This is a genomic window from Rhodovarius lipocyclicus, assembly GCF_009900765.1.
GTDB lineage: Bacteria > Pseudomonadota > Alphaproteobacteria > Acetobacterales > Acetobacteraceae > Rhodovarius > Rhodovarius lipocyclicus.
Window position 1 is genome coordinate 1 of sequence record NZ_JAAABL010000041.1, and the last position, 24,909, is coordinate 24,909.

Annotated in this window: 27 protein-coding genes and 1 pseudogene; 19 read left to right on the forward strand and 9 right to left on the reverse strand. The window is 71.3% G+C overall.

Annotation, left to right across the window (positions count from 1 at the left end):
• A pseudogene (locus GT007_RS22590) lies at positions 1-108 on the forward strand (IS5/IS1182 family transposase); the annotation flags it as partial.
• 133 nt (positions 109-241) lie between these two features.
• Here GT007_RS22590 and GT007_RS18510 read toward each other — a convergent pair.
• Positions 242-532 (reverse strand): hypothetical protein, encoded by a 291-nt coding sequence (locus GT007_RS18510; RefSeq protein ID WP_160123149.1) that lies wholly within the window; start codon positions 530-532, stop codon positions 242-244.
• 113 nt (positions 533-645) lie between these two features.
• Here GT007_RS18510 and GT007_RS18515 point away from each other — a divergent pair, with 113 nt between their 5' ends.
• Positions 646-1,614, forward strand: coding sequence for a D-2-hydroxyacid dehydrogenase (locus GT007_RS18515; protein ID WP_160123150.1), 969 nt, complete (start codon positions 646-648; stop codon positions 1,612-1,614).
• A 56-nt stretch (positions 1,615-1,670) separates the two neighbouring features.
• A complete protein-coding gene (locus tag GT007_RS18520) occupies positions 1,671-2,645 on the forward strand; it encodes a Bug family tripartite tricarboxylate transporter substrate binding protein (protein ID WP_160123151.1) in 975 nt (324 codons plus the stop codon).
• Positions 2,646-2,673: 28 nt separating this feature from the next.
• Here GT007_RS18520 and GT007_RS18525 read toward each other — a convergent pair whose 3' ends face one another.
• From GT007_RS18525 to GT007_RS18535, 3 genes are read right to left on the reverse strand one after another with little or no spacing between them, the layout of a single operon-like run.
• Positions 2,674-4,083: a TRAP transporter large permease gene (locus GT007_RS18525; RefSeq protein WP_160123152.1), complete on the reverse strand. Its 1,410-nt coding sequence runs from the start codon at positions 4,081-4,083 to the stop codon at positions 2,674-2,676.
• Positions 4,080-4,628, reverse strand: a complete 549-nt coding sequence (locus GT007_RS18530; protein WP_160123153.1) for a TRAP transporter small permease subunit — start codon at positions 4,626-4,628, stop codon at positions 4,080-4,082. The genes GT007_RS18525 and GT007_RS18530 overlap by 4 nt, the downstream gene beginning before the upstream one ends.
• Before the next feature lie 3 nt (positions 4,629-4,631).
• Positions 4,632-5,738 (reverse strand): TRAP transporter substrate-binding protein, encoded by a 1,107-nt coding sequence (locus GT007_RS18535; RefSeq protein WP_160123154.1) that lies wholly within the window; start codon positions 5,736-5,738, stop codon positions 4,632-4,634.
• 179 nt (positions 5,739-5,917) lie between these two features.
• On the opposite strand from GT007_RS18535, the gene GT007_RS18540 reads away from it, so the two are divergent.
• From GT007_RS18540 to GT007_RS18570, 7 genes are all read left to right on the forward strand, one after another.
• Positions 5,918-7,888: a proton-conducting transporter transmembrane domain-containing protein gene (locus GT007_RS18540; protein WP_160123155.1), complete on the forward strand. Its 1,971-nt coding sequence runs from the start codon at positions 5,918-5,920 to the stop codon at positions 7,886-7,888.
• Positions 7,885-8,805 (forward strand): NADH-quinone oxidoreductase subunit H, encoded by a 921-nt coding sequence (locus tag GT007_RS18545; protein WP_160123156.1) that lies wholly within the window; start codon positions 7,885-7,887, stop codon positions 8,803-8,805. Before GT007_RS18540 ends, GT007_RS18545 begins: the two co-directional genes overlap by 4 nt.
• Entirely contained in the window at positions 8,802-9,398 is a 597-nt protein-coding gene (locus GT007_RS18550) for a hypothetical protein (protein WP_160123157.1), read from the forward strand. Before GT007_RS18545 ends, GT007_RS18550 begins: the two co-directional genes overlap by 4 nt.
• Entirely contained in the window at positions 9,395-10,744 is a 1,350-nt protein-coding gene (locus tag GT007_RS18555; RefSeq protein WP_160123158.1) for a proton-conducting transporter transmembrane domain-containing protein, read from the forward strand. Before GT007_RS18550 ends, GT007_RS18555 begins: the two co-directional genes overlap by 4 nt.
• A complete protein-coding gene (locus GT007_RS18560; protein WP_160123159.1) occupies positions 10,741-12,219 on the forward strand; it encodes a hydrogenase large subunit in 1,479 nt (492 codons plus the stop codon). Before GT007_RS18555 ends, GT007_RS18560 begins: the two co-directional genes overlap by 4 nt.
• Positions 12,220-12,221: 2 nt before the next feature.
• Positions 12,222-12,728 carry an NADH-quinone oxidoreductase subunit B family protein gene (locus GT007_RS18565; RefSeq protein WP_160123160.1) on the forward strand — a complete coding sequence of 169 codons (507 nt, stop codon included), beginning with the start codon at positions 12,222-12,224 and terminating at the stop codon, positions 12,726-12,728.
• A 120-nt stretch (positions 12,729-12,848) separates the two neighbouring features.
• Positions 12,849-13,112, forward strand: a complete 264-nt coding sequence (locus GT007_RS18570) for a hypothetical protein (protein WP_160123161.1) — start codon at positions 12,849-12,851, stop codon at positions 13,110-13,112.
• On the opposite strand, the gene GT007_RS18575 is transcribed toward GT007_RS18570, so the two are convergent.
• Entirely contained in the window at positions 13,105-14,517 is a 1,413-nt protein-coding gene (locus GT007_RS18575; RefSeq protein ID WP_160123162.1) for a sensor histidine kinase, read from the reverse strand. The genes GT007_RS18570 and GT007_RS18575 overlap by 8 nt on opposite strands.
• Positions 14,514-15,176 carry a response regulator transcription factor gene (locus tag GT007_RS18580; RefSeq protein WP_160123163.1) on the reverse strand — a complete coding sequence of 221 codons (663 nt, stop codon included), beginning with the start codon at positions 15,174-15,176 and terminating at the stop codon, positions 14,514-14,516. Before GT007_RS18580 ends, GT007_RS18575 begins: the two co-directional genes overlap by 4 nt.
• A gap of 153 nt (positions 15,177-15,329) precedes the next feature.
• Here GT007_RS18580 and GT007_RS18585 point away from each other — a divergent pair, with 153 nt between their 5' ends.
• Positions 15,330-16,109, forward strand: a complete 780-nt coding sequence (locus GT007_RS18585; RefSeq protein ID WP_160123164.1) for an enoyl-CoA hydratase — start codon at positions 15,330-15,332, stop codon at positions 16,107-16,109.
• Here GT007_RS18585 and def read toward each other — a convergent pair whose 3' ends face one another.
• Positions 16,110-16,625 (reverse strand): peptide deformylase, encoded by a 516-nt coding sequence (gene def / locus GT007_RS18590; protein ID WP_160123165.1) that lies wholly within the window; start codon positions 16,623-16,625, stop codon positions 16,110-16,112.
• Positions 16,626-16,804: 179 nt separating this feature from the next.
• Here def and GT007_RS18595 point away from each other — a divergent pair, with 179 nt between their 5' ends.
• Positions 16,805-17,209 (forward strand): Hsp20 family protein, encoded by a 405-nt coding sequence (locus tag GT007_RS18595; RefSeq protein ID WP_160123166.1) that lies wholly within the window; start codon positions 16,805-16,807, stop codon positions 17,207-17,209.
• A 16-nt stretch (positions 17,210-17,225) separates the two neighbouring features.
• Here GT007_RS18595 and GT007_RS18600 read toward each other — a convergent pair whose 3' ends face one another.
• Together GT007_RS18600 and GT007_RS18605 are read right to left on the reverse strand one after the other, a co-directional pair.
• The gene (locus GT007_RS18600; protein WP_160123167.1) at positions 17,226-17,627 is read right to left on the reverse strand and encodes a MarR family transcriptional regulator; all 402 of its coding nucleotides are present in this window, start codon (positions 17,625-17,627) and stop codon (positions 17,226-17,228) included.
• Between the two features lie 172 nt (positions 17,628-17,799).
• The gene (locus GT007_RS18605) at positions 17,800-19,158 is read right to left on the reverse strand and encodes a leucyl aminopeptidase family protein (protein ID WP_160123168.1); all 1,359 of its coding nucleotides are present in this window, start codon (positions 19,156-19,158) and stop codon (positions 17,800-17,802) included.
• A gap of 115 nt (positions 19,159-19,273) precedes the next feature.
• Here GT007_RS18605 and hslV point away from each other — a divergent pair, with 115 nt between their 5' ends.
• The 7 genes from hslV (at position 19,274) to GT007_RS18640 (ending at position 24,877) form a co-directional block, all read left to right on the forward strand.
• The gene (gene hslV / locus GT007_RS18610; protein WP_160123169.1) at positions 19,274-19,825 is read left to right on the forward strand and encodes an ATP-dependent protease subunit HslV; all 552 of its coding nucleotides are present in this window, start codon (positions 19,274-19,276) and stop codon (positions 19,823-19,825) included.
• Positions 19,825-21,132, forward strand: coding sequence for an ATP-dependent protease ATPase subunit HslU (gene hslU / locus GT007_RS18615; RefSeq protein ID WP_160123170.1), 1,308 nt, complete (start codon positions 19,825-19,827; stop codon positions 21,130-21,132). The genes hslV and hslU overlap by 1 nt, the downstream gene beginning before the upstream one ends.
• 142 nt (positions 21,133-21,274) lie before the next feature.
• Complete coding sequence (locus GT007_RS18620) at positions 21,275-21,976, forward strand: response regulator transcription factor (RefSeq protein WP_160123171.1); 702 nt, start codon at positions 21,275-21,277, stop codon at positions 21,974-21,976.
• 53 nt (positions 21,977-22,029) lie between these two features.
• Positions 22,030-22,692 carry an NnrU family protein gene (locus GT007_RS18625; protein ID WP_160123172.1) on the forward strand — a complete coding sequence of 221 codons (663 nt, stop codon included), beginning with the start codon at positions 22,030-22,032 and terminating at the stop codon, positions 22,690-22,692.
• A 181-nt stretch (positions 22,693-22,873) separates the two neighbouring features.
• Complete coding sequence (locus tag GT007_RS18630; protein ID WP_160123173.1) at positions 22,874-23,320, forward strand: carboxymuconolactone decarboxylase family protein; 447 nt, start codon at positions 22,874-22,876, stop codon at positions 23,318-23,320.
• On the forward strand, positions 23,320-24,174 hold the full coding sequence (sigJ, locus tag GT007_RS18635; protein WP_160123174.1) for an RNA polymerase sigma factor SigJ: 855 nt from the start codon (positions 23,320-23,322) through the stop codon (positions 24,172-24,174). Before GT007_RS18630 ends, sigJ begins: the two co-directional genes overlap by 1 nt.
• Positions 24,175-24,184: 10 nt before the next feature.
• On the forward strand, positions 24,185-24,877 hold the full coding sequence (locus tag GT007_RS18640) for a HugZ family pyridoxamine 5'-phosphate oxidase (protein WP_160123175.1): 693 nt from the start codon (positions 24,185-24,187) through the stop codon (positions 24,875-24,877).
• Positions 24,878-24,909: the final 32 nt, after the last annotated feature.

Below are 24,909 nucleotides of genomic sequence, written 5' to 3' on the forward strand. Positions count from 1 at the left end.
TTCGCCAAACTCAAGGAATTCAAACGGATCGCACTGCGTAGCGACAAAACAGACAGCTCATTCGCCGCCATGATCTATCTCGCCGCAGCCGTCATACGGTCACGATGAATCTCAACAAGCCCTATTATTTAACGGAAAAACCTTCGCGGGTTCTTCGCTGTTCCCAAACTGATGGAAAGTAATGGGGGAGCTTGAGGGGGAAAGTCATTTCCCCCTCAACGGGAGTTTGAGGGCAGCGCCCTCAAATATACTCCCCCCGCAAAAACCCCAGCGCCGGCAGCGGCGTCCATTTCCGTGGCAGGTCCGCCCGGCGGATCGGTGCCAGGCTGTAATGCGGCACCGGTTGTCCGGCGCGGCGCAGGAATTCGGCGTAGGCCTGCACCTGCTGGGTGCGCCATGTCATGTCCGAGAGTGCGGCGGCGCGGTTGCGGAACACTTCCGCCACCCGGCTTTTCTTGCCGAGGGAAGCCACCACGGCCCAGAGCGTGTCGTCGTCACGCCGCTGGAAGTTCACAAGCTGGTCTTGCTGCACCTGTGCCACGGGGAGGGATTCTGGGGGCTTCGCGGCAAGTCCGCAATGTTTTTCCGGCAGCTTGCGGCGCCGCGCGGCCCCATGTTCCCTAGGCCGGACAGAGGAGACCACCCATGCTGCCACCCCGTGAGACCATCACCATCGGCTTCGCCCATGTGGCCTACAACTGCAAGGCGCGGCTGGACGCGCGCAGCCTGGGCTTCCGCACGCTGGAGGCACGCAGCCGCGCCGAGCTGGACGCCATGCTGCCCGAGATCGATGTGCTGAGCCTGTCGGGCATGTGGCGCAACGACATCCCGGCCCTGGCGCCGAAGCTGCGCTTCGTGCAGTCCATGTCCGCGGGCACGGACCAGTATGACCGCGCGGTGCTGAAGGCGGCGGGCATCCGCCTGGCCAGTGCCGCGGGCGTGAACGCCAAGGCGGTCAGCGAGCATGCGATCTCTCTGATGCTGGCCCTGACCCGCCGCCTGCCGGAGGCGCGGGACAACCAGCACAAGAAGTTCTGGCGCGGCATGCAGAGCGATTTCTGGACGCGCGAGGACGAGCTGGCCGGCAAGACGCTGGTCGTGGTGGGCATGGGGCGCATCGGCGGGCGGCTGATCCGCCTGGCCAAGGCGTTCGAGATGCATGTGATCGGCGTGCGCGCCAACCCGGCGGCGGGGGCGGAGGGCGCCGACGAAGTGCATGGCATGGCCGCCCTGCCCAGCCTGCTGCCGCGCGCGGACATGGTGGTGCTGGTCTGCCCGCTGACGGCCGAGACGACGGGGCTGATGAACGCCACCACGCTGGCGGCGATGAAGCCCAGCGCCTACCTGATCAACTGCGCGCGCGGGAAGGTGTGCGACGAGGCGGAGCTGATCGCGGCGCTGGTCAGCGGCAAGATCAAGGGTGCCGCGCTGGACGTGACGGCGGAGGAACCGCTGGCCGAGACCAGCCCGCTCTGGACCCTGCCCAACGTGTTCATCACCCCCCACACGGCCGGCGAGACCTGCGCCTATGAGGACAATGTGGTGGACCTGCTGCTGGCGAACCTGGAACGGTTCTGGGCGGGGGATGCGACGCTGGTGAACCAGATCGTGTAGCCCTTGCCGCCAGGGGGCGCATGCTGTGACATGGCCGGATAAAACCGGAGGAAACCATGTCCAGCATCACCCGGCGCGCCCTGGGCGCGTCCGCGCTGCTGGCCGCGCCCAGCCTGGCGATACCCGCCTGGGCGCAGCCCGCCTATCCCGCCCGCAACATCACCATCATCGTGCCCTTCGCCCCCGGCGGCAGCACCGATGTCGTCACCCGCCTGATGGCGGAGCGCATGACCCAGGTGCTCGGCCGCCCGGTGCAGGTGGAAAACCGGCCCGGGGCCAACACGGTCATCGGCGCCGAGTATGTCTCCCGCGCGCAGCCAGATGGCTACACGCTGCTCATGTCCTCCGGCACCACGCTGACGATCAACCCGATCGTGCAGCGCAACCTGCCCTATCGCATCGAGGATTTCGCGCCGATCAGCCTGGTCAGCACCTATCCCTTCGCCGTCATCGCGCGGCCGGACGGGCCGAAATCGGTGCAGGAGCTGATCGACCGTGCCAAGGCGAGCCCCGGCACCATCACCTATGGCCACAACGGCCCCACCACCCTGACCAATGTGGCCATGCTGATGGTGCTGGAACGCCTGGGCCTGCGGATGCAGGACGTGACCTATCGCGGGGATGCCGCCGCGATGAATGATTTCGTGGCGGGCAACCTGGACCTGCTGGTGGTGGCTGGCAGCACGGCGGTGCCGGTGCAGCGCAACGGCCAGGGCCGCATCCTGGGCTGGACCGGCGCGCGGCGCATGCCGCAGACGCCCGACGTGCCGGCCTTCGCCGAATTCGCCCCGGGGCTGGAGGCCCTGAGCTGGTTCGGCCTGCTGGCCCCCGCCCGCACGCCCCAGGCCGCCATCGACACCCTGCACCGCGCGGCCGCCGAGGCCCTGATGGACCCGCGCCTGCGGGAACGGCTGTATGGGGAGGCGCAGGACATCGTGGGCAGCACGCCCGCGGAATTCGCCCAGTTCCTGCTGCAGCAGCAGGAGCTGTGGCGGCCGACCCTGGCCCGCATGCAGGTGCCGCTGAATTAAAAAAAGGGGGGCTTTCGCCCCCCTTCGCTTACCGGAACACCGGCACCGCGTCGTCGTCCGGTGCTTCGGGCATCGGCACGTCGATGCTGACCGTGCTGGGGTCCACCGTCGGGCCGTGGTCGATGAAGTAGGTCACGCTTTCGGGCCACACGATCACGATGGCCACCAGCGCCAGCTGCAGGAACAGCCAGGGCACCGCACCCCAGTAGATGTCGCGCGTCAGCACCGTGCGCGGCGCGATGCCGCGCAGATAGAACAGCGCGAAGCCGAAGGGCGGGTGCATGAAGCTGGTCTGCAGGTTGATGCACAGCAGCACGCCGAACCACACCAGGTCGATGCCCATGTTCGCCGCCACCGGGGCCAGCATGGGCACCACGATGAAGGCGATCTCGAAGAAGTCGAGGAAGAAGGCCAGGAAGAACACGAAGATGTTCACGAAGATCAGGAAGCCCGTCTTGCCGCCCGGCAGGTGGCTCAACAGGTGCTCGATCCAGTGGCTGCCGTCCACGCCCTGGAACACCAGGCTGAACACCGTGGCGCCGATCAGGATGAAGATGACCATGGAGGTGATGCGCATGGTGTTGCCCATCGCCTCCCGCAGCAGCTTCCAGGAATAGGTGCCCTGCGCCACCGCCAGGCCGACCGCGCCGACCGCGCCCATCGCGCCCGCTTCCGTGGGCGTCGCCAGCCCCAGGAAGATGGTGCCGAGCACGAGGAAGATCAGCACGATCGACGGCACCATGCCCTTCAGCACGCGCCAGTACAGCGGCCAGCCGCGGGGCTGCAGCGCCTCCGGCGGCAGGGGCGGCACCTTGTGGGGCGCGAAGATCGACACGCCCAGGATGAACAGCATGAACAGCAGGATCTGCAGGAAGCTCGGCCCGATCGCGCCGGCGTACATGTCGCCCACGCTCTTGCCGAGCTGGTCGCCCAGCACGATCAGCACCAGCGAGGGCGGGATGACCTGCGTGATGGTGCCCGACGCCGCGATGACGCCGGTGGCGATCCGCATGTCGTAGCCATAGCGCATCATGATCGGCAGGCTGATCATGCCCATGGCGATGACCGAGGCCGCGACCGTGCCCGTGATGGCGCCCAGCACCGCACCCACCAGGATGACGGCATAGGCCAGGCCGCCGGGGATTTTCCCGAACAGCTGGCCGGTGCCTTCCAGCAGGTCCTCCGCCAGGCCGCAGCGTTCCAGGATGGCGCCCATCAGCGTGAAGAACGGGATGGCCAGCAGCAGGTCGTTGGACAGGATGCCGAAGACGCGCAGCGGCAGGTTGCCCAGGAAGGCTTCGTTGAAGAAGCCCAGCTCGATGGAGACGAAGCCGAAGAACAGGCCCACCGCCGAAAGGCTGAACGCGGCCGGGAAGCCCATCAGCAGGAACAGCACCAGGCCGCCGAACATCAGCGGCGGCATCATTTCCAGGGTCATTGTTCGGGCTTCTTGTATTCGAGGAAGGCGTCGACGCCCATGTCCACACCACGCAGCACCGCGATGCGCTTGATGAGTTCGGAGAAGCCCTGCAGCACCAGCAGGGCGAAGCCCACCGGCAGGATCAGCTTGGCGGGCCAGCGCAGCAGGCCGCCCGCGTTGGGGCTGCCCTCATTGCGCATGAAGCTGTCCAGGAAGAACGGCCAGGTCATCCAGGTCAGCAGCATCATGGCCGGCAGCATGAACAGGACGAAGCCCAGGATATCGATCCAGAGCCGCACATTGTGCCCCACCGCGCCATAGAGCAGGTCCACCCGCACATGCTCGTTGCGCCTCAGCGTGTAGGAGGCGCCCAGCATGACCATGCCGGCGAAGAGGTACCACTGCACCTCCAGCCAGGCGTTGGAGGAGTAGGAGATACCGTAACGGACAAAGGCGTTGCCGGCCGAGATGGCGCAGGAAGCCAGCACCATCCAGTCCGCGATCCGGCCGAATCTTTCGGATAACCAGTCCACCCCGTGGCTGAAAGCCAGCAACGCCTTCATGTCTTAACGCCTCGCCTGCTGTTCCTGGGCCTGCATCGCGTAGACGAAGCTGTCGTAGCTGTTTTCCGCCACGCGGAACCATTGCAGCTGCGTCTCACGATAGGCCTTGAAGTGGTCCCACACCCGCTTGAACTGGGGGTTGGCGGCGGAGGTCTCCTCATAGAGCTCCATCGCCGCGCGATAGCAGGCCTCCATCACCGGGCGGGGGAAGGGGCGCAGCTGCGCGCCGCCCGCCACCAAGCGGCGCAGTGCCTCCGGGTTCACGCGGTCGTACTTCGCCATGGTCTCGATGGTGGCGTCGCGGCAGGCGCTTTCCAGCGCCTCGCGGTACAGGGGCGGCAGCTCCTCCATCTTCGCCTTGTTGGCGATCAGGGCGAGGTTCAGCCCGCCTTCCCACCAGCCGGGGAAGTAGTAGTAGGGCGCCACGCGCTGGAAGCCGAGCTTCTCGTCGTCATACGGGCCGACCCATTCGGCGGCGTCGATCGTGCCGCGTTCCAGCGCCGGATAGATGTCGCCGCCCGCGATCTGCTGGGCCACGACGCCCAGCTTGGCCAGCACCTGCCCCGCGAAGCCGCCGATGCGGAACTTCAGGCCGCGCAGGTCTTCCACCGTGCGGATCTCGCGGCGGAACCAGCCGCCCATCTGCGCGCCGGTGTTGCCGGCCTGCAGGCTGACGACGCCATAGGTCTCGAAGAAGGGCTTCAGCACCTCACGCCCGCCGCCGGCGTTCAGCCAGGAGTTCAGCTGGCGGAAGTTCATCCCGAACGGCACCGTGCCGTCGAAGGCGAAGGTGGGGTCCTTGCCCACGAAGTAATAGCTGGCGGTGTGGGTGCATTCGACCGTGCCGCCCTGCACCGCGTCCAGCGTGGCCAGGCCCGGCACCAGTTCGCCGGCCTGGAAGACCTGGATGCGGAACTTGTTGTCCGTCAGCGCGGCCACGCGGCGCGCGACATGCTCGCCGGCGCCATAGATGGTGTCCAGCGCGCGGGGGAAGCTGGACGCGCAGCGCCAGCGGATTTCGGGCATGGCCTGAGCCAGTGCGGGGGCCGCGAGCACAGGCAGCACGGCCGCGGCCGCCCCGGAGGCGGCCAGCAATTTACGACGTTCCATTATGGTTTCTTTCCCAGGTGAAGCGACGCGACGGAGCGCGCCAAGGTCCCTGCCGCCCTTCTGCGCAAGTTTCGGCGCTTGTCCAGTCCCTTGTGCGACATTTTCGGACGACCCTTCCCGACGCGGGCGTGACTGACGCATTGTGCATGGGTGGTGCGAAACTCGAAACATATTCCGCGATGCTCCTGATCCTGGCCCTGATGCTGGCGGGCTGCTGCGCCCTGATGCTGCCGGCCGCCCTGCGGCTGTGGGCGGTGCTGCGCCTGGCGGCCGCCGCGCTGATGGCGGGCTTCGCCGTCCTCGGCGCCCTGGCGCTGCTGGCGCCGGAGGCCGAACCCCTGGCTCTGCCGCTGGGCCCGCCCTGGGCGGCGGCGCTGGTGGGGCTCGATGCCGTCTCGGCCTGGTTCCTGGCGCCGCTGGGGGCGCTGGGGTGCTTTTCCGCCCTGCTGCTGCGCCCCGCGACGCGGACGGAGCTGCTGGCCTTCCCGCCCCTGCTGCTGGGGCTGGTGCTGGCGGCGGTGGCGGCCGATGGCTTCACTTTGGTGCTGGGGCTGCTGCTGGCCGCCGTCGCCGCCTGGGCCGCCCTGCCGGAACGCCGCGCCGCGCGGCTGATGCTGGGCTTCGCGCTGACGGGCGGGCTGTGCCTGATGGCGGGCTTCGCGCTGATGTCGGCCGGGGCGGGCTCGCTCGGCTTCGCCGCCCTGCGCGCCAGCCCGCCGGAAGGCTGGATGGCCGCCGCCGTGCTGGTGCTGGCCCTGCTGGGGGCCGCGGCGCTGGGGGGGCTCGCGCCGCTGCATGGCTGGGTGGCGGGGGCGCTGTCGGCGGCACCCGCCCAGGTGGCGCCGCTGCTGGCGGGCGCCCTGCCGGTGCTGGCGCTGCTGGCCGCGCTGCGGCTGGTGCTGGAGCTGTCGGGCCCCGCCCAGCCTTCCTGGTGGGGGCTGGCGCCGTTGCTGCTGGGCGGCTTCGCGGTGCTGATCGGCGGCTTCCGCGCCCTGGTCGAGGACGGGCTGCGCGGCGTGCTGGGCGGGGCCGTCACGGCCGGGCTCGGGCTGTTCGCCCTGGGGCTGGGGCTGGCGCTGCTGTTCCGGGGGTCGGACATGGATGTGCCGGCGGCGCTCGCGCTGGCGGGCGCGCTGCTGGCGGGCGCGCATCTGCTGCTGGGGGTGGGGCTGCTGGCCCTGGCGCTGAGCGTGGTGCAGATGCAGGCGGGCCCGGTGGCGGGCGCGCGGCTGGATGCGCTGGGGGGGCTGGCGCACAACATGCCGCTGGCGGCGGGGGCGGCGCTGGTGGCCGCGCTTTCGATCGCGGCGCTGCCGCCCTTCGCGGGCTTCGCCGCGCTGTGGCTGCTGACCCAGGCGCTGCTGGCCGCCTGGCGCACGCAGCAGGCGCTGTATCAGTTCGCGGCGCTCGGCACGCTGATCATGCTGGGCCTGGGCATGGGGTTGCTGGCCATGGCCATGGTGCGGCTGTGGGGCATGGTGTTCCTGGGCCGCCCGCGCTCCCCGCGCGTCGCGGGGGCCGAGGACGCGCCGGGCCCCGCCCGCGCCGCGCTGCTGTTCCCGGCGCTGGCGCTGCTGGGCCTCGGCGCGCTGCCGCCGCTGGCCATGGCGCTGATGCAGGGCGCCGTGGAGCAATTGCTGGGGGGCGCCGCGCCGGCCTCCATCCTGGGGCTGGCGGCGGGGGATGCGGGCGCGCGCTACCTCGTACTGCCGGTGCTGGCCGTGATGGCGGGGCTGATGGCGCTGCTGTGGTGGGTCGCCCGCCGCCGCGCGCCGAAAGGCCTGGCCGAGGCCCCGCTGTGGCAGGGCGGCTTCATCGCGCCGCCGCCGCACATGCCCTTCGGCGACCCCTCCACCCAGGTCTCGGCCGAGGGCTTCGCCGCCCCGGTGCTGGCCGTGCTTGGCGGCCCGCTGGGCGGGTATGAGGCCCGGGTGCTGGCCGCGCCCCCGGGCTCGGTCGCCGCCGCCCGCTTCGAATCCCGCTGGCGCGATCCCTTCACCCGCGCCCTGGTGCGCCTCACCTCCCTGCGGCATCAGGCCAGCCTGTGGGCGGAGCGCGGGCGCCTGCCGGCCCCGCGCGCGGCGCTGCGGGTGGGCTTCCTGGCGCTGTTGGCGCTGCTCGCCCTTCTCGTGATCGCGGAGCGCCCATGATCCTCAGCGTCACCGCCTCCGTCCTCGCGCAGTGGCTGCATGGCGCGCTGGTGCTGGCCCTGGCGCCGTTGCTGGCGGGGGTGCTGGCCATGGCGGGGGCGCGGCTGCGCGGGCGGCGCATGCCGTCGGTGCTGGACCCCTGGCGCGAGATCTGGCGCCGCTGCCGCCAGCGCCCGGTGCTGGCCACCACCGCCGGGCCGGTCACGCGCGCGGCCCCCTATGTGGCGGCCGCCAGCACCTGGCTGGCGCTGCTGCTGGTGCCGGGCTTCGCGCTGGGCATGGCGCTGGCGCCGGTGGGGGATGTGCTGCTGATCCTGGGCTTGCTCGGCCTGTCCCGCGCCGCCGCCGCCCTGGCGGAAATGGATGCGGGCACCGCCGAGGGCGGTATCCGCGCTTCCGGCCGTCTGGCGGTGGGGGCCTTCGCCGCGCCGGTGCTGCTGCTGTGCCTGCTGGTGCTGGTGATGCTGGCGGGCAGCAGCAATCTGGACGCGATCGCGGGCTTCATCCACGAAACCCCGCCAAGCCCGCATGTGCCCCTGGCGCTGACGGCCGCGGCCTTGCTGGCGGTGGCGCTGGCCGGCGCGCTGGGCGTGGCGGGTGACGATGGCGTGCCCGCCGAGGCCAGCGGCCGCCATCTGGCGCTGTGGCGGCTGGAGGGGTCGATGCGGCTGCTGCTGTGGCTGTGCCTGCCGGCGGCGCTGTTCCTGCCCTGGGGGCTGGTGCCCGCCGATGCCGGGCCGCTGGCCTGGTTGCTGGGCATGGCGGCGTGGCTGGCGAAGCTGGCGGTGCTGGGCGGGCTGCTGGCGGTGCTGCGCGGGCGGGGCTTTCCGGCCCGGCGCCCGCAATTCCTGGGGGCCGCGCTGCTGCTGGCGGCGCTGGCGGCGGCCCTGATGTTCGTTTCGGCGGGGTTGGCATGATGCAGGCGGGTCTGGACCATGCGCTGGTGGGCGCCCTGCTGCTGACCGGCTTTCTGATGCTGCCCGCCCGGCGGGCCGGCGCGCTGCTGCGCCTGCTGGCGGTGCAGGGCGCGCTGCTGGCCCTGGCGGCGGGCTGGCAGGCCTGGCTGCAATCCAGCCTTCCGCTGGCGGTGGTGGCCGTGGTGCTGGGCGCCAGCCAGGCGGTGGCGGTGCCGCTGGCCTTGCGCGCCCTGGGCTGGGGCACCCCCGCCGAGCCCGGCCTGCCCCTGCTGCCCGCCATGCTGCTGGGCTGCGGGCTGGTGGCGCTGGCCATCCTGCTGGTGCTGCCGGTGGGCCCGGGCGTGACCGCCATGGCGCGGCAGGACATCGCGCTGAACCTGGCCTTCCTGCTGGTCAGCCTGCTGGGGCTGGTCTGGCGCAAGCCCGGGCTGGGGCAGGCGGTGGCGCTGCTGGGCTGCGGCCACGCGCTGCTGCTGGCGGTGGTGAACGCGCGCGGCATGCCCCTGGTGCTGGAGATCACGCTGGGCCTGATGCTGCTGCTGGCCACCGGGCTGCTCGGCCTGCGGGCCCGGGTGCTGGGGGGCATGGCATGATTGCCCTCGCGCTGGTTCTGCTGCCCGCGCTGGGGGGGCTGCTGGTGGCGGCGTTGCCGCGCGTGGCGGCCCTGCTGCAACCCGTGCTGTGCGCAGCCTGGGCCGGGCTGGCCGTGGCGCTGGCGCTGGCTGAACCCGAGCCCGGCATCCTGGCCGCGGACGGGCTGAACCTGCCCTTCGTGCTGGCGGCGGCCTTCGCGGCGCTGCTGCTGTCCCTCGCGCCCCAACCCGGCGAGGAACGCCCCTGGCACGCCGGGCTGCAGGCCGTGCTGGCCGGGGTGATGCTGTGCCTGCTGGCGCAGAACCTGGCGCTGGGCTGGCTGGGGCTGGAGGTCGCGCTGCTGGGCGCCCTGCTGCCGCTGGCCACCGCCGCGCCGCGCGCGGGGTGGAAGCTGTTCCTGCTGGGCGGCGTCGGCCTGGGGCTGGTGCTGTTCGGGCTGGTCGCGGTGCATGTCGCGGCGCCGGAGGCCGCCCTCGGCTGGCCCGCCCTGCAAGCCCGCGGGCAGGAGACGATGGACCCCATGCTGCTGGCGCTGGGCTTCGTGCTGGCGCTGGCGGGCTGCGGCACGCTGCTGGCGCTGGCGCCCTTCCATGCCTGGTGGCCCGATGCGGCGGCCGAGGCGCCATCCTCCGTCGCCGCGCTGTTCCCGCTGCTGCTGGCGCCCGCCGCGCTTCACACGCTGCTGCGCGTCAAGGCGCTGGCGGGCGGGCAGATGCCCGCCTGGTCGCTGCTGGCGCTGGGGATCGGGACGATGCTGCTCGCCTCGCTCAGCCTGTATCGCAAGCGCGATGCGGGGCGGATGCTGGGGCTGGCCTCCATGTTGCAGATCGGCGCGGCGGCGGCGGGGTTCGGGCTGGGCGGGCCTGCGGGCAACCTCGCGGGGCTGCTGCTGCTGCTGGGCCATGGGCTGGGGGCGGCGGCCGGCTGGGCCACGCTGGGGGGCGCGATGCGGCTGAAGGCCACGCGGCGCATCGGCGGTATTTCCGGCCTGATGGCGGGCAGCCCGGGGCTGGGCTGGGGGCTGATGCTGGCGCTGCTGTCGCTGGCCTGCCTGCCGCCCTTCCTGCCCTTCGCGGGCGCCTTTCTGCTGCTGACCAGCGCGGGGCGGCAGGCGCCCTGGCTGATGCCGCCCCTGCTGCTGGCGCTGGTGCTGGGGGCCGCCGCCCTGGCGCGCGCCGCCCAGCGCCTGTGCATGGGCCCGGCCACCGCCGATGCCGCACCGCCCCCGGGCTGGCGCGTGCTGGCCCCGGCCTGGGCCGCGCTGGCGATGGCGGCGCTCGGCGCGCTGGCCATGCCCGCGCCCTTCGCCGCGCTGCTGCGCGCGGCGGCGGAGGCCGCCCGATGACCCCCGCCGAATTCCTGCGCCAGCCCCCCGCCCAAGGCCCCACCCACGCATTGACCGAGCCGCAATGGGAGGCCCTGGCCGCCGACCCGGAGCTGCCGCTGCTGGCGCTGTGGGGTGAGCCCGGCGTGGTCCGCGCCGCCTTCCAGGATGGCAACGCCCTGCGCCTGGTGGCGCTGGCGGCGCCGGAGGGGCAATACCCCGCCCTGTCGCCCGCCCGCCCCGCCGCCGCCTTGTTCGAGCGCGCGGTGCATGACCTGTGGGCGCTGGAACCCGTGGGCACCCAGGATGGCCGGCCCTGGCTGGACCATGGCCGCTGGCCGGTGCTGAACCCGCTCTCGGGCCGGCCGGTGCGCCATGGCGGCGCGCCGCCGCAGCCCGAATTCCTGCCCGCCGAGGGCCATGCCCTGCATCGCCTGCCGCTGGGCCCCATCCTGCCCGGCATCGGTGAGCCCGCCTATCTGCACCTGGCCGTGGCCGGGGAGGCGGTGGTGCGGATGGAGGCGCGGCTCGGCTATGCCCACAAGGGCGTGCTGGCGCTGATGCCCGGCAAATCCCCGCGCGCCGCCGCCCGCTTTCCGGCGCGGCTGCAGGCGGAGGCGACGGTGGCCCATTCCCTGGCCTTTGCCCTGGCCGCCGAAAAGGCCACCGGCACCGAGCCCCCGCCCCGCGCCGTGGTGCTGCGCGCCGTGATGGCGGAGATCGAGCGCCTTTCAGTGCATCTGCACATCTGGGCCCAGGTGCTGGCCCTGGCGGGCCCCCCCGCCTTGGCCGACCAGGCCGCCCTGGCGCGGGAGACGATGCTGGCCGCCAGCCAGATCGCCTTCGGCCACCGGCTGCTGATGGACCGCGTGCTGCCCGGCGGCGTCGCGCTGGACCTGGAGGAGCGCGGCCTGTCCATCCTGCGCGACGCGCTGCTGCTGCTGGCCGAGGATCTGCCCCGCCTGGCCCGCGCCACCCTGCGCCATGCCGGGCTGGTGGAGGCATTGACGGGCCTGGGCGTGATCCCGCCCGCCCTGGCGCAGGACTACACGGCCGGCGGGCCCGTCGCGCGCGCCAGCGGCGTGATGGTCGATGCGCGGCTCGGCCCCGATGCCTCCCCGTATGATGAGCTGGAATTGGAAATCCCGTTGCACCCGGAAGGCGACGCCGCCGCCCGCCTGCGCCAGCGCATCGCCGAGACCGCCGAAAGCCGCCGCCTGCTGGCCGTGATGCTGGACAGCCTGCCGGACGGCCCGATCATCACCCCCCTGCCCCAGCGCGGCGGTGAGGGCGTGGCCCTGGTCGAGGGCCCGCACGGCCCCTGCATGGCCTGGCTGGCGCTGGACGATGGCGGGCTGATCCGCGCCGCCATGGCCCGCGACCCCGCCTGGGCGCTGTGGCCCCTGGCCGAGGCCGCGGCCGCTGGCGCCGGGCTGGAACAACTGCCGCTGCTGCTGGCCGGGTTCGGCCTGACCATGAGCGGGATGGATCTGTGAGCATGAAACTGCCCCGCCTGTTGACCCGCCCCATCGCCCAGCCGCCGCCGCATCCCTCGGCGCAGCTGGTCGGCGACCTGGCCGCCCGGCTGGAGGCGAGCGCGCGCCGCCGCCTGGGCCGGGGGCTGGCGCTGCGCCATATCGGCACCGGCGGCTGCGATGGCTGCGCGCTGGAACTGATCGCCACCCGCAACCTGGTGCATGAGCTGGAGAGCCTGGGCCTGCGCTTCGTGGACAGCCCGCGCCATGCCGATGCCCTGCTGGTCAGCGGCCCCGTGACCCGCAACATGCGTGAGGCGCTGGAACAGGCCCGCGCCGCGATGCCGGAGCCGGGCTTCGTGGTGGCGCTGGGCGATTGCGCGGTGGATGGCGGGGTGTTCAAGGGCAGCTACGCCGTGGAAGGCGGCGTGGAGGCGGTGATGCCCCCCGACCTGCGCCTGCCGGGCTGCCCGCCCAGCCCGCGCCAGGTGCTGGAAGGGCTGCTGGCGCTGGTAGAAGCGCAGGCCTGATTCAGAATTGACCTGGGCGATGCTGTGCAAAAATTGGATCACCCCAGTATTGGGGTTGCGGCGCTGTTAAAAAACTACAATCGCGCGGTGTTTTCACCTGTCCTTCAGGAACGGCCGCGCATGATCCATTCGATGGTAAATCGAAACACCCCTGACCAGGACAGCCTGCGCCGTGCTGTGCGCGGCGCCCTGGTGCTGGCCCTGCGCGCCGGGCTGCGCGGCCAGCCGCAGGGGTTGGATGCCCTGGCCGATGAACTGCGCGCCAGCCTGGCCGACGCCCCGGTGCCCGAGGGTGTGGACGTGGTCGAGGATGCGGGCCACCGCGCCATCGTCGCGGCCGAGCTGGAAACCGCCCTGGCCCAGCTGCGCCGCGAATTCAGCTGAGGAAACGGCCGGGCAGCACCAGCTTCGCCAGCAACCCGCCCAGCTTCTGCCCGCGCTCCAGCGCCAGCGTGCCATCATAGAGCGTCGCCAGGTCCGACACGATCGCCAGGCCCAGCCCGCTGCCGGGCGCGGCTTCATCCAGCCGCACGCCGCGCACCAGCGCCGCCGCGTCCTGCCCCTCCGCCAGGCCGGGACCGTCATCCTCGACCTCGATCAGGATATGCCCGGGCCCGCCACCGCGCACCCGGCACTCCACCCGGCTGGAGGCCCATTTGCAGGCGTTCTCCATCAGGTTGCCCAGCATCTCCGTCAGGTCCTGCGGGTCCGCGCGGGTGCGGGCGGTCTCACGCCCCAGCACCAGGATCTCCACGCCCTTGCTGGCGAACAGGCGGCGCAGCGCCGTGGCCAGGGTCTGCGCCGCGGCGGTCGGCGAGGCCTCGACCCCCGCCGCCCCGGCCAGGGCGCCGGCGCGGGCATGGCGCAGATGGTGCTGCACCAGCCGCTCCAGCGTCGCGGCCTGGGCGCGGGCCACCGGCACCTCTCCGCGTTCCAACGCGTTGCGCAGCACGGCGATGGGGGTTTTCAGCGCATGGGCCAGATTGCCCACATGGGTGCGCGCGCGTTCCAGCGTCGCCCGGTTCTGGTCGATCAGCGCCTCGATCTCATGCACCAGGGGCGCGATCTCCCGCGGGGCGGTCAGGTCCACGTGGTCGCGCAGGCCTTCGCGCACCTCGGCGATTTCCTGCTGGGCGCGGCGCAGGGGGGACAGCGCCCACACCACCAGGATGCCCACCGCCGCCACCACCCCGGTGCCCAGCCCCATGAAGGCCAGGATCAGCCCGCGTTGCAGGCGGGTGATTTCCTGGTCGGTCGGCAGGCGCGTGACGGCCACCTGCACCGTCACCCGCTGGCGCAGCGGCGTGGGCCGGCGGGTTTCCAGCTGGATGTGGCGTTCCACCAGGCGCAGCGGCTCATCGCGCGGGCCCAGTATGTCCTCGTTGCGGGGTTCGGCATCCTGGCGCGGCGCCGGCAGCCGCTGGTCCCACAGGGAGCGCGAGGTGGTGACCAGCCCCGCCTCCGTCGTCATCTGCCAGTAGTGGCCGGACAGCGGGCGGTCGAATTCCGGCTCGCTGACCGGGCGCGAGAGGTAGGGGCCGCGCACCGGGTCCAGCGAGGCCGCCGCCACGATGGCGTCGAGCAGGGAGACCATGCGGGCATCGGCCTCGGCCTCGATGCGGGATTCGGCCACGCGCACCACGAACCAGCCCGTGACACCCAGGCCGATCGCCACCCACAACCCCACCAGCAACGCCAGCCGCCGTGTCAGGCTGCCGCGCACGCGGATGACCGCGCGCGGCCCCAGCCTGCGCTCCCCGGCGCCCGGGGCCAGGTGGGGCGCGTTCACGTGGCGGCCACCATGCGGTAGCCCTGGCCGCGGATGGTGTCGATCAGCCCATCGCCCAGCTTGCGCCGCAGCCGGGCGGCGATCACCTCCAGCGTGTTGGAATCGCGGTCGAAATCCTGGGCGTACAGGTGCTCGGTCAACTCGGTCTTGGACACGGGGCGCCCCGCGTGCAGCGCCAGGTAGGCCAGCATGCCGTATTCCAGCGCCGTCAGCCGCACCGGCAGCCCGGCCCGCGTCACGCTGCGCGCGGCGGTGTCGATCCGCACCTCGCCGAAGGCCAGCTCCGGCTTCGCGATGCCGGAGGCACGGCGGATCAGCGCATTCAACCGCGCGATCAGCTCCGCCATCACGAAAGGTTTGGCCAGATAATCGTCGGCGCCGGCGTTCAGCCCCTCCACCTTCTCCGTCCAGCTGTCGCGGGCGGTCAGCAGCAGCACAGGCATGCGCTTGTCCTCCGCCCGCCAGCGACGCAGCACGGAAAGCCCGTCCAGGCGCGGCAAGCCCAGGTCGAGCACCACCGCGTCATACGGCTCGTTCAGGCCCAGATGCAGGCCCTCCTCGCCATCGGCGGCATGGTCCACGGCAAAGCCGGCCTCCGCCAGGGCGGAACGCAGCTGGGCCGCGAGGTCTTCGGTGTCTTCGACGACGAGAAGGCGCATGGGGCAAGGCTACACCAGCGGCCGTGTGGCGGGAATGCGTGTGCTTGGGGGGGCGGAGCCCCCGGCTGGGGGTCTCCGGGGGCAACGCCCCCGCTCCTACCTTCCCTCTCTGCTCCATTCGCGCAACGCTGTGCCCAAACGCGGAGAGACGCCATGACCGAGGAACTGTTGCAGGAGCGCCGGGACGGCATCCTGTTCCTGACTTTCAACCGCCCCCAGGCCCGCAACGCGATGACTTTCGCGATGTATGAGGGGCTGGCCAACGCCTGCACCGCCGCCAACACCGATGACGGCGTGCGTGCCATCGTGCTGACCGGCGCGGGGGAGAAGGCCTTCGCCGCCGGCACCGATATCGGCCAGTTCACCAATTTCCGCACCGCGGAGGATGCGCTGGCCTATGAAGCCAAGATCGACCGCATCCTGACCGCCATCGAGGATTGCCGGAAGCCGATGATCGCGGCGATCGCGGGCGCCTGCACCGGCGGCGGGGCGGCCATCGCGGGGGTGTGCGACATCCGCATCGGCCAGGCCAACGCGCGCTTCGGCTTCCCGATCGCGAAGACGCTGGGCAACACGCTGTCCATGGTGAACCACGCGCGCATGGCCGCCCTGGTGGGCCCGGCCCGCGTGACGGACCTGATCTTCACCGCGCGGCTGATGGAAGCGGAGGAGATGCGCTCGGCCGGGCTGCTGAGCGAGATCCTGCCCGACAACGCGGCCCTGCTGGCGCGCGCGGAGGAATTGGCGAGGACCATCGCGGGCCACGCGCCGCTGACGCTGCAGGCCACCAAGCAGGCCCTGCGCCGCCTGAGCGCCGCCGCCCGCGCGGTGAATGGCGATGACCTGGTGGAGATGTGCTTCACCAGCGAGGATTTCGCCGAGGGCGTGCAGAGCTTCCTGGCGCGCCGCCCGGCGCAGTGGAAAGGGCGCTGATCAGCGCGCCTTCAGCTCCTTCGCCAGCTTGCGCAGGATCATGTTGCGCTTCAGCGGGCTGAGGTAGTCCACGAATAGCGTGCCATCCAGGTGGTCGATCTCGTGCTGCAGGCAGGCGGCCATCAGGCCGTCGGCCTCGATATCCTTCCGGCTGCCGTCCAGCGTCTGGTAGCGCACCTTCACCACGGCGGGGCGGGTGACTTCCGCATACTGGTTGGGCAGGGAGAGGCAGCCTTCCTCGCGCGTCGCGAGTTCCTTGCTGGCGGCGATCACCTCGGGGTTCACCAGCACCATGGGGTCGGGCGTTTCGTCCTTGCCGCTGACGTCGAGCACGATCAGCCGCAGGGATTCCCCCACCTGCGGCGCGGCCAGGCCGATGCCCGGGGCCTCGTACATGGTGGCCAGCATGCGCGGGGCCAGGGCGCGCACGCGGTCGGCGTCGGCGGGGCCCACCGCGCGGGCCTTGGCCCGCAGCACCGGGGCCGGAACATACAGGATGGGCATGGTTTCGCTCATGTGGGGGCCTTACCTCCCCGCGCGGCCGCTTGCAACGCGCGGCAACGCTCGCCATTTTGGCAACGGGCGTCGCTGTTCAAGGGCGCCTGCTGCTCCGCCGCCATCCTCGGGGGGATAACTTGTCACGCACATCGGTTTTCGGTTCGCCGCTTTTCCTGGGCTTCGATCATTTGGAACAAATGCTGGACCGCGTGCAGAAGAACGCGGAGGGCTATCCGCCCTACAACATCGAACAGATCGGTGAGGCGCGGCTGCGCATCACGCTGGCCGTGGCCGGCTTTTCGATGGACGATCTGCAGATCACGCAGGAAGACAACCAACTTGTCATCCGCGGGCGGCAGCATGACGAAACGGATGGCCGGATTTTCATCCATCGCGGCATCGCGGCGCGGCAATTCCAGCGCGCCTTCGTCATCGCCGAGGGCATCGAGGTGGAGGGTGCCTGGCTGGACAATGGCCTGCTGCACATCGACCTGAAGCGGCCATTGCCGGAGGTGCGGGTGCGCTCCATCCCCATCGCCACGCGCGGCGCGGCCGCGCCGATGCGCGCGGTGATGCCCAGCCGCGCCCTGCGGGAGGAATAGCCCCGCCGGCGGCGGATCAGCCCGGCGGGTGGCTTTCCATCGGCTGGGCGTCCGCCATGGGCAAGGGCCAGGCGTCCACCCCGGCTTCGGCCGCGGCCATCACGTCCCGAATTTCCTGCAGCAGTTCCGCGCCCTTGACGGTGCGCTGCACCAGCACGCTGCGCCGGTCCATCGGGTCCAGCTTGCGCCGGGCGATGTCCAGTTCCCCCAGCCGGTCCAGCGCGCGGGTGATGGCGGGCTTGGACACGTTCAGCCAATGCGCCAGCCCGCGTACTGTGTGCGGCCCGTCCGAGAGATAGACGGTCAGGAACACGGCCATCTGGCGCGCGGACAGGTCAGGCCCGTCCCGGCGCACCAGCGCTGTCATCGTATCCCGCATGATGCCGACCAGACGGTCGGAGTGTTGCGCTACTGCCATCGCCAGACCCCTTCGCCGGGCCACCTGAAGACAGGCGGCGGCCCGGCACTCCGAGAGAGACCGGGGAGCCCTGCCGGCATCCGGTTAACCATCTAGAGCACTTCCCGAGTGCTCCCATCAGGGATAACGCGGAAAGTGGCCATACAGTTTCATTCCCTGAAGCGGAATCAGGTTATTTTTCCGCCATTTTGTAGCGGGCTTGTAACAATCCAGCAACAAGGGCCCGCAACCCCGTCGCCTCGCCCCCTTCCGGCCGGCCGGGGCGGGTGGCGTCGTTCCAGGCATACATGTCCAGATGCGCCCAGGGCACGCCCGCGGGCACGAAGCGGCGCAGGAACAGCGCGGCCACGATCGCGCCCGCGAAGGGCTTGGAGGAGACGTTGTTCATGTCCGCCACCGGGCTGTCCAGCCAGGGGTCATAGGCATCGAACAGCGGCAGACGCCACAGCGGGTCGGCCTCCGCGGCGCCGCCTTCCAGCAGGGCGCTGGCCAGGGCGTCGTCGTCGCTGAACAGGGCCGGCAGGTCGGGGCCCAGCGCCACGCGGGCGGCGCCCGTCAGGGTGGCGGCGTCCAGGATGACGGCGGGGTTGTGCTCCCCGGCATAGGTCAGCAGGTCGGCCAGCACCAGGCGGCCCTCGGCGTCGGTGTTGCCCACCTCCACCGACAGGCCCTTGCGGGTGCCGATCACGTCGCCCGGGCGGAACGCCTCGCCCGAGACCGCGTTCTCCACCGCGCCGACCAGCAGCAGGATGCGCCAGGGGGCTTTCGCGGCCATCAGGGCTTCGGCCAGGGCGATCATGTTGGCGGCGCCGCCCATGTCCTTCTTCATGCGCAGCATGGCGGCGGGGGGCTTCAGGTCCAGCCCGCCGGTGTCGAAGCACACGCCCTTGCCGCACAGGGCCAGCAGGGGGTGTTCCGCCTCGCCCCATTCCAGCACCGCCACGCGCGGCGCGCGCGGGGAGCTGGCGCCCACCGCGTGCAGGGCCGGGAAGCCCTGGGCCAGGGCCTCGCCCTCGATCACGCGGAAGCGCGCGCCGTGGGCGGCGGCCAGGTCCCCCACGGCGGCCGCCAGCTCCGCCGGGCCCAGCAGGTTGGCGGGGGTGTTGATCAGGTCCCGCGCGCGGGCGATGGCCGAGACCAGCGCGGGCGCATCCCCCGCCCCGGTCGGCAGCAGCAGCCGGGCCGGCAGGCGCTTGGGCTGCTTGAACCGCGTGAACTGATAGGCGCCGAGCCCCCAGCCCAGCGTGGCCAGCCTTGCCAGGGAGGCATCCACCAGGCGCCACTGCGTGCCCTCCGGCAGGCCCATCGCCAGCCCGCCGAAGCTGTAGGCGGTGGGGGGCTTTTCCCCCAGCCCCAGCACGGCGCCGGCCAGCCCGTCGCCGCCCGGCAGCACGGCGATCTGCCCCGCCTTGGCCTTGAAGCCGGTGGCGGCCAGGAAGGCCAGATGCCCGGCCGGCAGCTGGTCCAGCGTGGCCGGCGTTGCGGTGTACAGCGGAAGCGCCGCAGGCGCTTCAGTGAGGAATGCGTCCATGGACGCAAGGCGTAACGCGGATCGATGGGGGGAGCAAAGCGGGCCGGCTCACCCGCCGCATCTTCATGCCCGCCATGCGTTGCAACGCCGCACCGAACACGCCACATGCGCCGTCATGACGAACACGAACGATCCGCTCGGCTGGCATGGCACCACCATTCTCTGTGTGCGCCGGGACGGGCAGGTGGCCATGGCCGGGGACGGCCAGGTCTCCATGGGTGCCACGGTGGTAAAGAACAACGCGCGCAAGGTGCGGCGCATCGCGGGCGGCCGCGTGCTGGCGGGTTTCGCCGGCGCTACGGCCGATGCCTTCACCCTGCTGGAGCGGCTGGAGGCGAAGCTGGAACGCTTCCCCGACCAGCTGGAACGCGCCTGCGTGGAGCTGGCGAAGGATTGGCGCACCGACCGCTATCTGCGCCGGCTGGAGGCGCTGCTGGCGGTGGCGGATGCCAACCGCTCCCTGTTGCTGACCGGCAATGGCGATGTGCTGGAGCCCGAGGACAGCATCATCGGCATCGGCTCTGGCGGGAATTACGCGCTGGCCGCCGCGCGCGGCCTGATGACGGTCGAGGGCATCACCGCCGAGGAGATCGCCCGCCGCTCGATGAAGATCGCAGCCGACATCTGCGTCTACACCAACGGCAATTTCGTGCTGGAGACGCTGTGATGGAACTCTCCCCGCGTGAGATCGTGAGCGAGCTGGACCGCTATATCGTGGGCCAGAACGACGCCAAGCGGGCGGTGGCGATCGCGCTGCGCAACCGCTGGCGGCGGCAGCAACTGCCCGAGGCCGTGCAGGCCGAGGTGGTGCCGAAGAACATCCTGATGATCGGCCCCACCGGCTGCGGCAAGACCGAGATCGCCCGCCGCGTGGCCAAGCTGGCCAACGCCCCCTTCATGAAGGTGGAGGCCACCAAGTTCACCGAGGTCGGCTATGTCGGCCGCGACGTGGACGGCATCATCCGCGACCTGCTGGAGGTCGCGATCGTCCAGCTGCGCGAACAGGCCCGCAAGGGCGTGACCGCGAAGGCCGAGCTGGCGGCCGAGGAGCGCCTGCTGACCGCGCTGGTGGGCGAGGGTGCCTCGGGCGAGACCCGCATGAAGTTCCGCCGCATGCTGCGCGCCGGCGAGCTGGAAACCCGCGAGATCGAGCTGGCCCTGACCGAGCCTGCCCAGGCGCCCATCGGCGTGATGGAAATGCCCGGCATGCCCCCCGGCATGCAGAACATGCAGGAACAACTCGCAAAAATGTTCGGCAAGGGCGCCAAGCCGCGCAAGGTGACGGTGGCCGCGGCCCGCGAGGCCCTGCTGCGCGAGGAAGCGGACAAGCTGCTGGATGAGGAGCAGCTGATCCGCGACGCGGTGTCCCATGTCGAGAACAACGGCATCGTCTTCATCGACGAGATCGACAAGATCGCGCGCGGCAGCGGCCCCGACGGTGTGCGCGGCGGCGATGTCAGCCGCGAGGGCGTGCAGCGCGACCTGCTGCCGCTGATCGAGGGCACGGTGGTGAACACCAAGCATGGCGCGGTGAAGACGGACTTCATCCTGTTCATCGCGGCCGGTGCCTTCCACCTGGCCAAGCCGTCGGACCTGCTGCCGGAATTGCAGGGCCGCCTGCCGATCCGCGTGGAGCTGAGCGCGCTGAGCCGCGAGGATCTGCGCCGCATCCTGACGGACCCGGAGCATTCGCTGGTGAAGCAGTATGTGGCGCTGATGGGCACCGAAGGCGTGACGCTGGACGTGACCGAGGACGCGGTGGATGCGGTGGCGGATTTGGCCGCCGACATCAACGCGCGGCTGGAGAACATCGGCGCCCGCCGCCTGGCCACCGTGCTGGAACGGCTGCTGGAGGAGATCAGCTTCACCGCCTCCGACCGGCATGGGGAGATCGTGACGGTGGATGGCGCGCTGGTACGCGAGAGGGTGGCCCCGCTGGCGGGGTCCACGGATCTGTCGCGGTATATCCTGTAGAAAACGAGGGGGGGCTCCGGCGCCCCCCCGCCTGGCCAGGCCAGGGGGAAATTCCTCTCCGTCTTAAGGCCTTGATCCCCCATATGCGGCTTGGCGCCCACGCCCCCCCATGTATATGCAGGACATTCGAAGGGGGGCCACCATGCCGCACACCATCGCCCTTGTGGACGACGACCGGAACATCCTGACCAGCCTCTCCATGACGCTGGAGCAGGAGGGCTTCACCGTCCGCACCTACACGGATGGCGAAAGCGCCCTTCAGGGCCTGATGGCCAAGCCCGCGGACCTCGCGGTGCTGGACATCAAGATGCCCCGCATGGACGGTATGGAGCTGCTGCAGCGCCTGCGCGCCCGCAGCGCCATGCCCGTCATCTTCCTCACCAGCAAGGATGAGGAGGTGGATGAGCTGATGGGCCTGCGCCTGGGCGCCGACGACTACATCCGCAAGCCCTTCAGCCAGCGCCTGGTGCTGGAGCGCATCCGGGCCCTGCTGCGCCGGAACGAAAGCCTGCGGGCCGAGGCCTCCGGCGCCGTGCCCGGGGGCCTGCTGGTGCGCGGCGACCTGACGCTGGACGAGACGAAGCACACCTGCCTGTGGAAGGGCAAACAGGTGCAGCTGACCGTGACCGAATTCCTGCTGGTGAAGGCGCTGGCGCTGCGCCCCGGCATCGTGAAGAACCGCGACCAGCTGATCGACGCCGCCTATGGCGAGAACATCTATGTCGATGACCGCACCATCGACAGCCACGTGAAGCGCGTGCGCAAGAAGTTCCGCGAAGTGGACGACGACTTCCAGCAGATCGAGACCCTGTACGGCATCGGCTACCGCTACAAGGAAGTGTAAGTCTTTTACTTTTCGCTGGCGCGCGGCGCGGCGGCTCTGGCAGGCTGCGCCGCATGATCTCTCTCCTCCTCGCGGCGGCCCTGTGGCTGGGGCTGCATCTGGGTGTCTCCGGCTCCCCCCTGCGGGGGCGCGTGGTCGCGGCGCTGGGGGGCGAGAAGGCCTTCCGTGCCGTGTTCACCCTCGCCTCCTTCGGCTCCATCGCCTGGCTGATCCTGGCCTGGCGGGCGGCGCCCGGCACGCTGCTGTGGGTGGCGCCGCCGGCGGTGCGGGGCGTGGTCTCCCTGCTGATGCTGGTGGCCTTCGTGCTGTTCGTGCTCTCGGTGGCGGGGAAGAACCCGACCGCGGTGGGGCAGGGGCTGGGGCCGGAGGGCGTGCGCGGCATCACCCGCGTCACCCGGCACCCGATGCTGTGGTCCTTCACCATCTGGGCCGGGGCGCACATGCTGGCCAATGGCGACAGCTCCAGCCTGATCTTCTTCGGTGCCTTCCTGGTCACGGCCCTGGCGGGCATGCCCAGCATCGACGCCAAGCTGGCCGCGCGCGACCCCGCGGCCTGGGCGCGGCTGGCGGCTGAGACCTCCATCATCCCGTTCGGCAAGGGATGGCAGCCGGCGGCGCTGCGCGAGATCGGCTGGGTCAGGCCCGCCATCGGCGTGCTGGCCTGGGCCGCGATGGCGCATCTGCACCCGTGGCTGATCGGGGTGCCGGTGTGGTGAGGGGGGTCTGGGGAAGGCGCTGCCCCAAACTGATGAAAAGTAATGGGGGAGTTTGAGGGGGAAAGCCATTTCCCCCTCAACGGGAGCATGAGGGCGGAGCCCTCATAATATCCCACCCCGCCATGTCACACCCACCCCCTCCATCTCGTCTTCCGGGCATCCACCCCGAAAGGACGATCCCATGACCCCTCGCTTCGACGCCACCACCACCGCCCCTGCCCTCTACAAGGCCATGGCCGGCGTGGAGATGCAGATCCAGCGTTCCGGCCTGGAGAAGACGCTGCTGGAGCTGGTGAAGATGCGCGCCTCCCAGATCAACGGCTGCGCCTTCTGCCTGGACATGCACGCGCGTGACGCCCGCGCGGCCGGCGAGACCGAGCAGCGCCTGTATCTGCTGAACGCCTGGGCCGAATCCCCGCTGTTCACCCCGCGTGAGCGCGCGGCCCTGGCCTGGACCGAGGCGCTGACGCTGATCTCCGTCACCCACGCCCCCGATGCGGTGTATGCGGAGCTGCTGACCCGGTTCTCGGAGGAGGAGGCGGTGGTGCTGACCTTCGCCATCATGACGATCAATGCCTGGAACCGCCTGGCCATCGCCGGCCGCTTCCCGCACGCGATGCCGGGCTGATGGACGCGCTGGCGGAATTCCAGCGCCATCGCCGCCGCCTGGCGGGCATCGCGTACCGCATGCTCGGCTCGGCGGCGGATGCCGAGGACATCGTGCAGGAGGCCTGGCTGCGCCTGCAACGCGCGGGGCCGGACACGGTGGACAACCCCGGCGCCTGGCTGTCGCGCACCGTCACCCGGCTGTCGCTCGATGCGCTGAAATCCGCCCGCGCGCGGCGCGAGACCTATATCGGCCCCTGGCTGCCCGAACCGGTGCTGGAGGAAGCGGAGTATGGGGAGGACGCGGCGCTCGACCTCTCGGTGGCGGTGATGCTGGCGCTGGAGCGGCTCTCGCCGCTCGAACGCGCGGCCTTCCTGCTGCATGACGTGTTCGGCGCGGGGTTCGAGGAGGTGGGCACCGCCATCTCCCGCTCGCCGGCCGCCTGCCGGCAGCTGGCGACCCGCGCGCGGGAACATCTGCGCGCCGCCCGCCCCCGCTACCGCGTGCCGCCGGAGGAAGGGGAGCGCATCGCCCATGCCTTCGCCGCGGCCTCGGCCAGCGGGGATGCCTCCGCGCTGGCGGCGCTGCTGGCGGAGGAGGTGGTGCTGATGAGCGATGGCGGCGGCAAGCGCGCGGCGGCCCTGAACCCGATCCTGGGGCGGGGAAAGGTGGAGCGTTTCCTGCTGGCCCTGGCCGCCAAGGCCCCGCCCCGCGCCGCGCGGTTCCGGATGGTGAACGGCATGCCGGGCTTGCTGTCCCTCGCGGCGGATGGCGGGTTGCAGACCACGGCGCTGGAGATCGCGGAAGGGCGCATCATCGGCATCCACATCATGCGCAACCCCGACAAGCTGGCGCATCTGCGCTGGCCGGGGTAGCTGTCGGGGCATGGAAGCGAACCACGCCTTCACCGCCCGCTGCATCCTGCGCGCCGCCCCCGCCGCCACGCTGGCCACCCAGCAGCAGGGCCAGCCCTTCGCCAGCCTGGTCACCCATGCGCTGGCGCCCGATGGCGCGGTGCTGCTGTTCCTGTCCATGCTGTCCCAGCACACGCGGCATTTGGTGGCGGAGCCCCGCTGCTCCCTGCTCGCCACCGGCACTCCCGCCGGCCCCAACCCGCAGACCGCCCCGCGCGTGACCATCACCGGCCTGGCGGAGCGCGTGGCCGACCCCGCGCTGAAGGCCCGCTGGCTGGCCCGCCACCCCTATGCCGCGCAATACGCGGAATTCGGGGATTTCACTCTGTGGCGCATCGCCCCCGTGAACGCCCTGCTGGTGGCCGGTTTCGCCGCCGCCCACCGCCTGCGCCAGGCGGACTACACGCCGGACCCCGAGGCCGTCGCCACCCTGGCCGCCGCCGAACAGGGCGTGCTGGACCACATGAACCAGGACCATGCCGACGCGCTGGCCGCCATCGCCGGCGGCGGGCTGCCCTGGCGCATGGTGGGCCTCGACGTGGATGGCTGCGACCTGGCGGCGGGCGAGGCGACGCACCGCCTGGCCTTCACCGCCCCGGCCGCCGATATTGCTGCGGTGCGGCAAGAATTGGTGGAAGCCACCCGGCGGGCCCGCAAGAAATAAGGTGCCTCAGACTGCAAACGGCGGCGGCGACA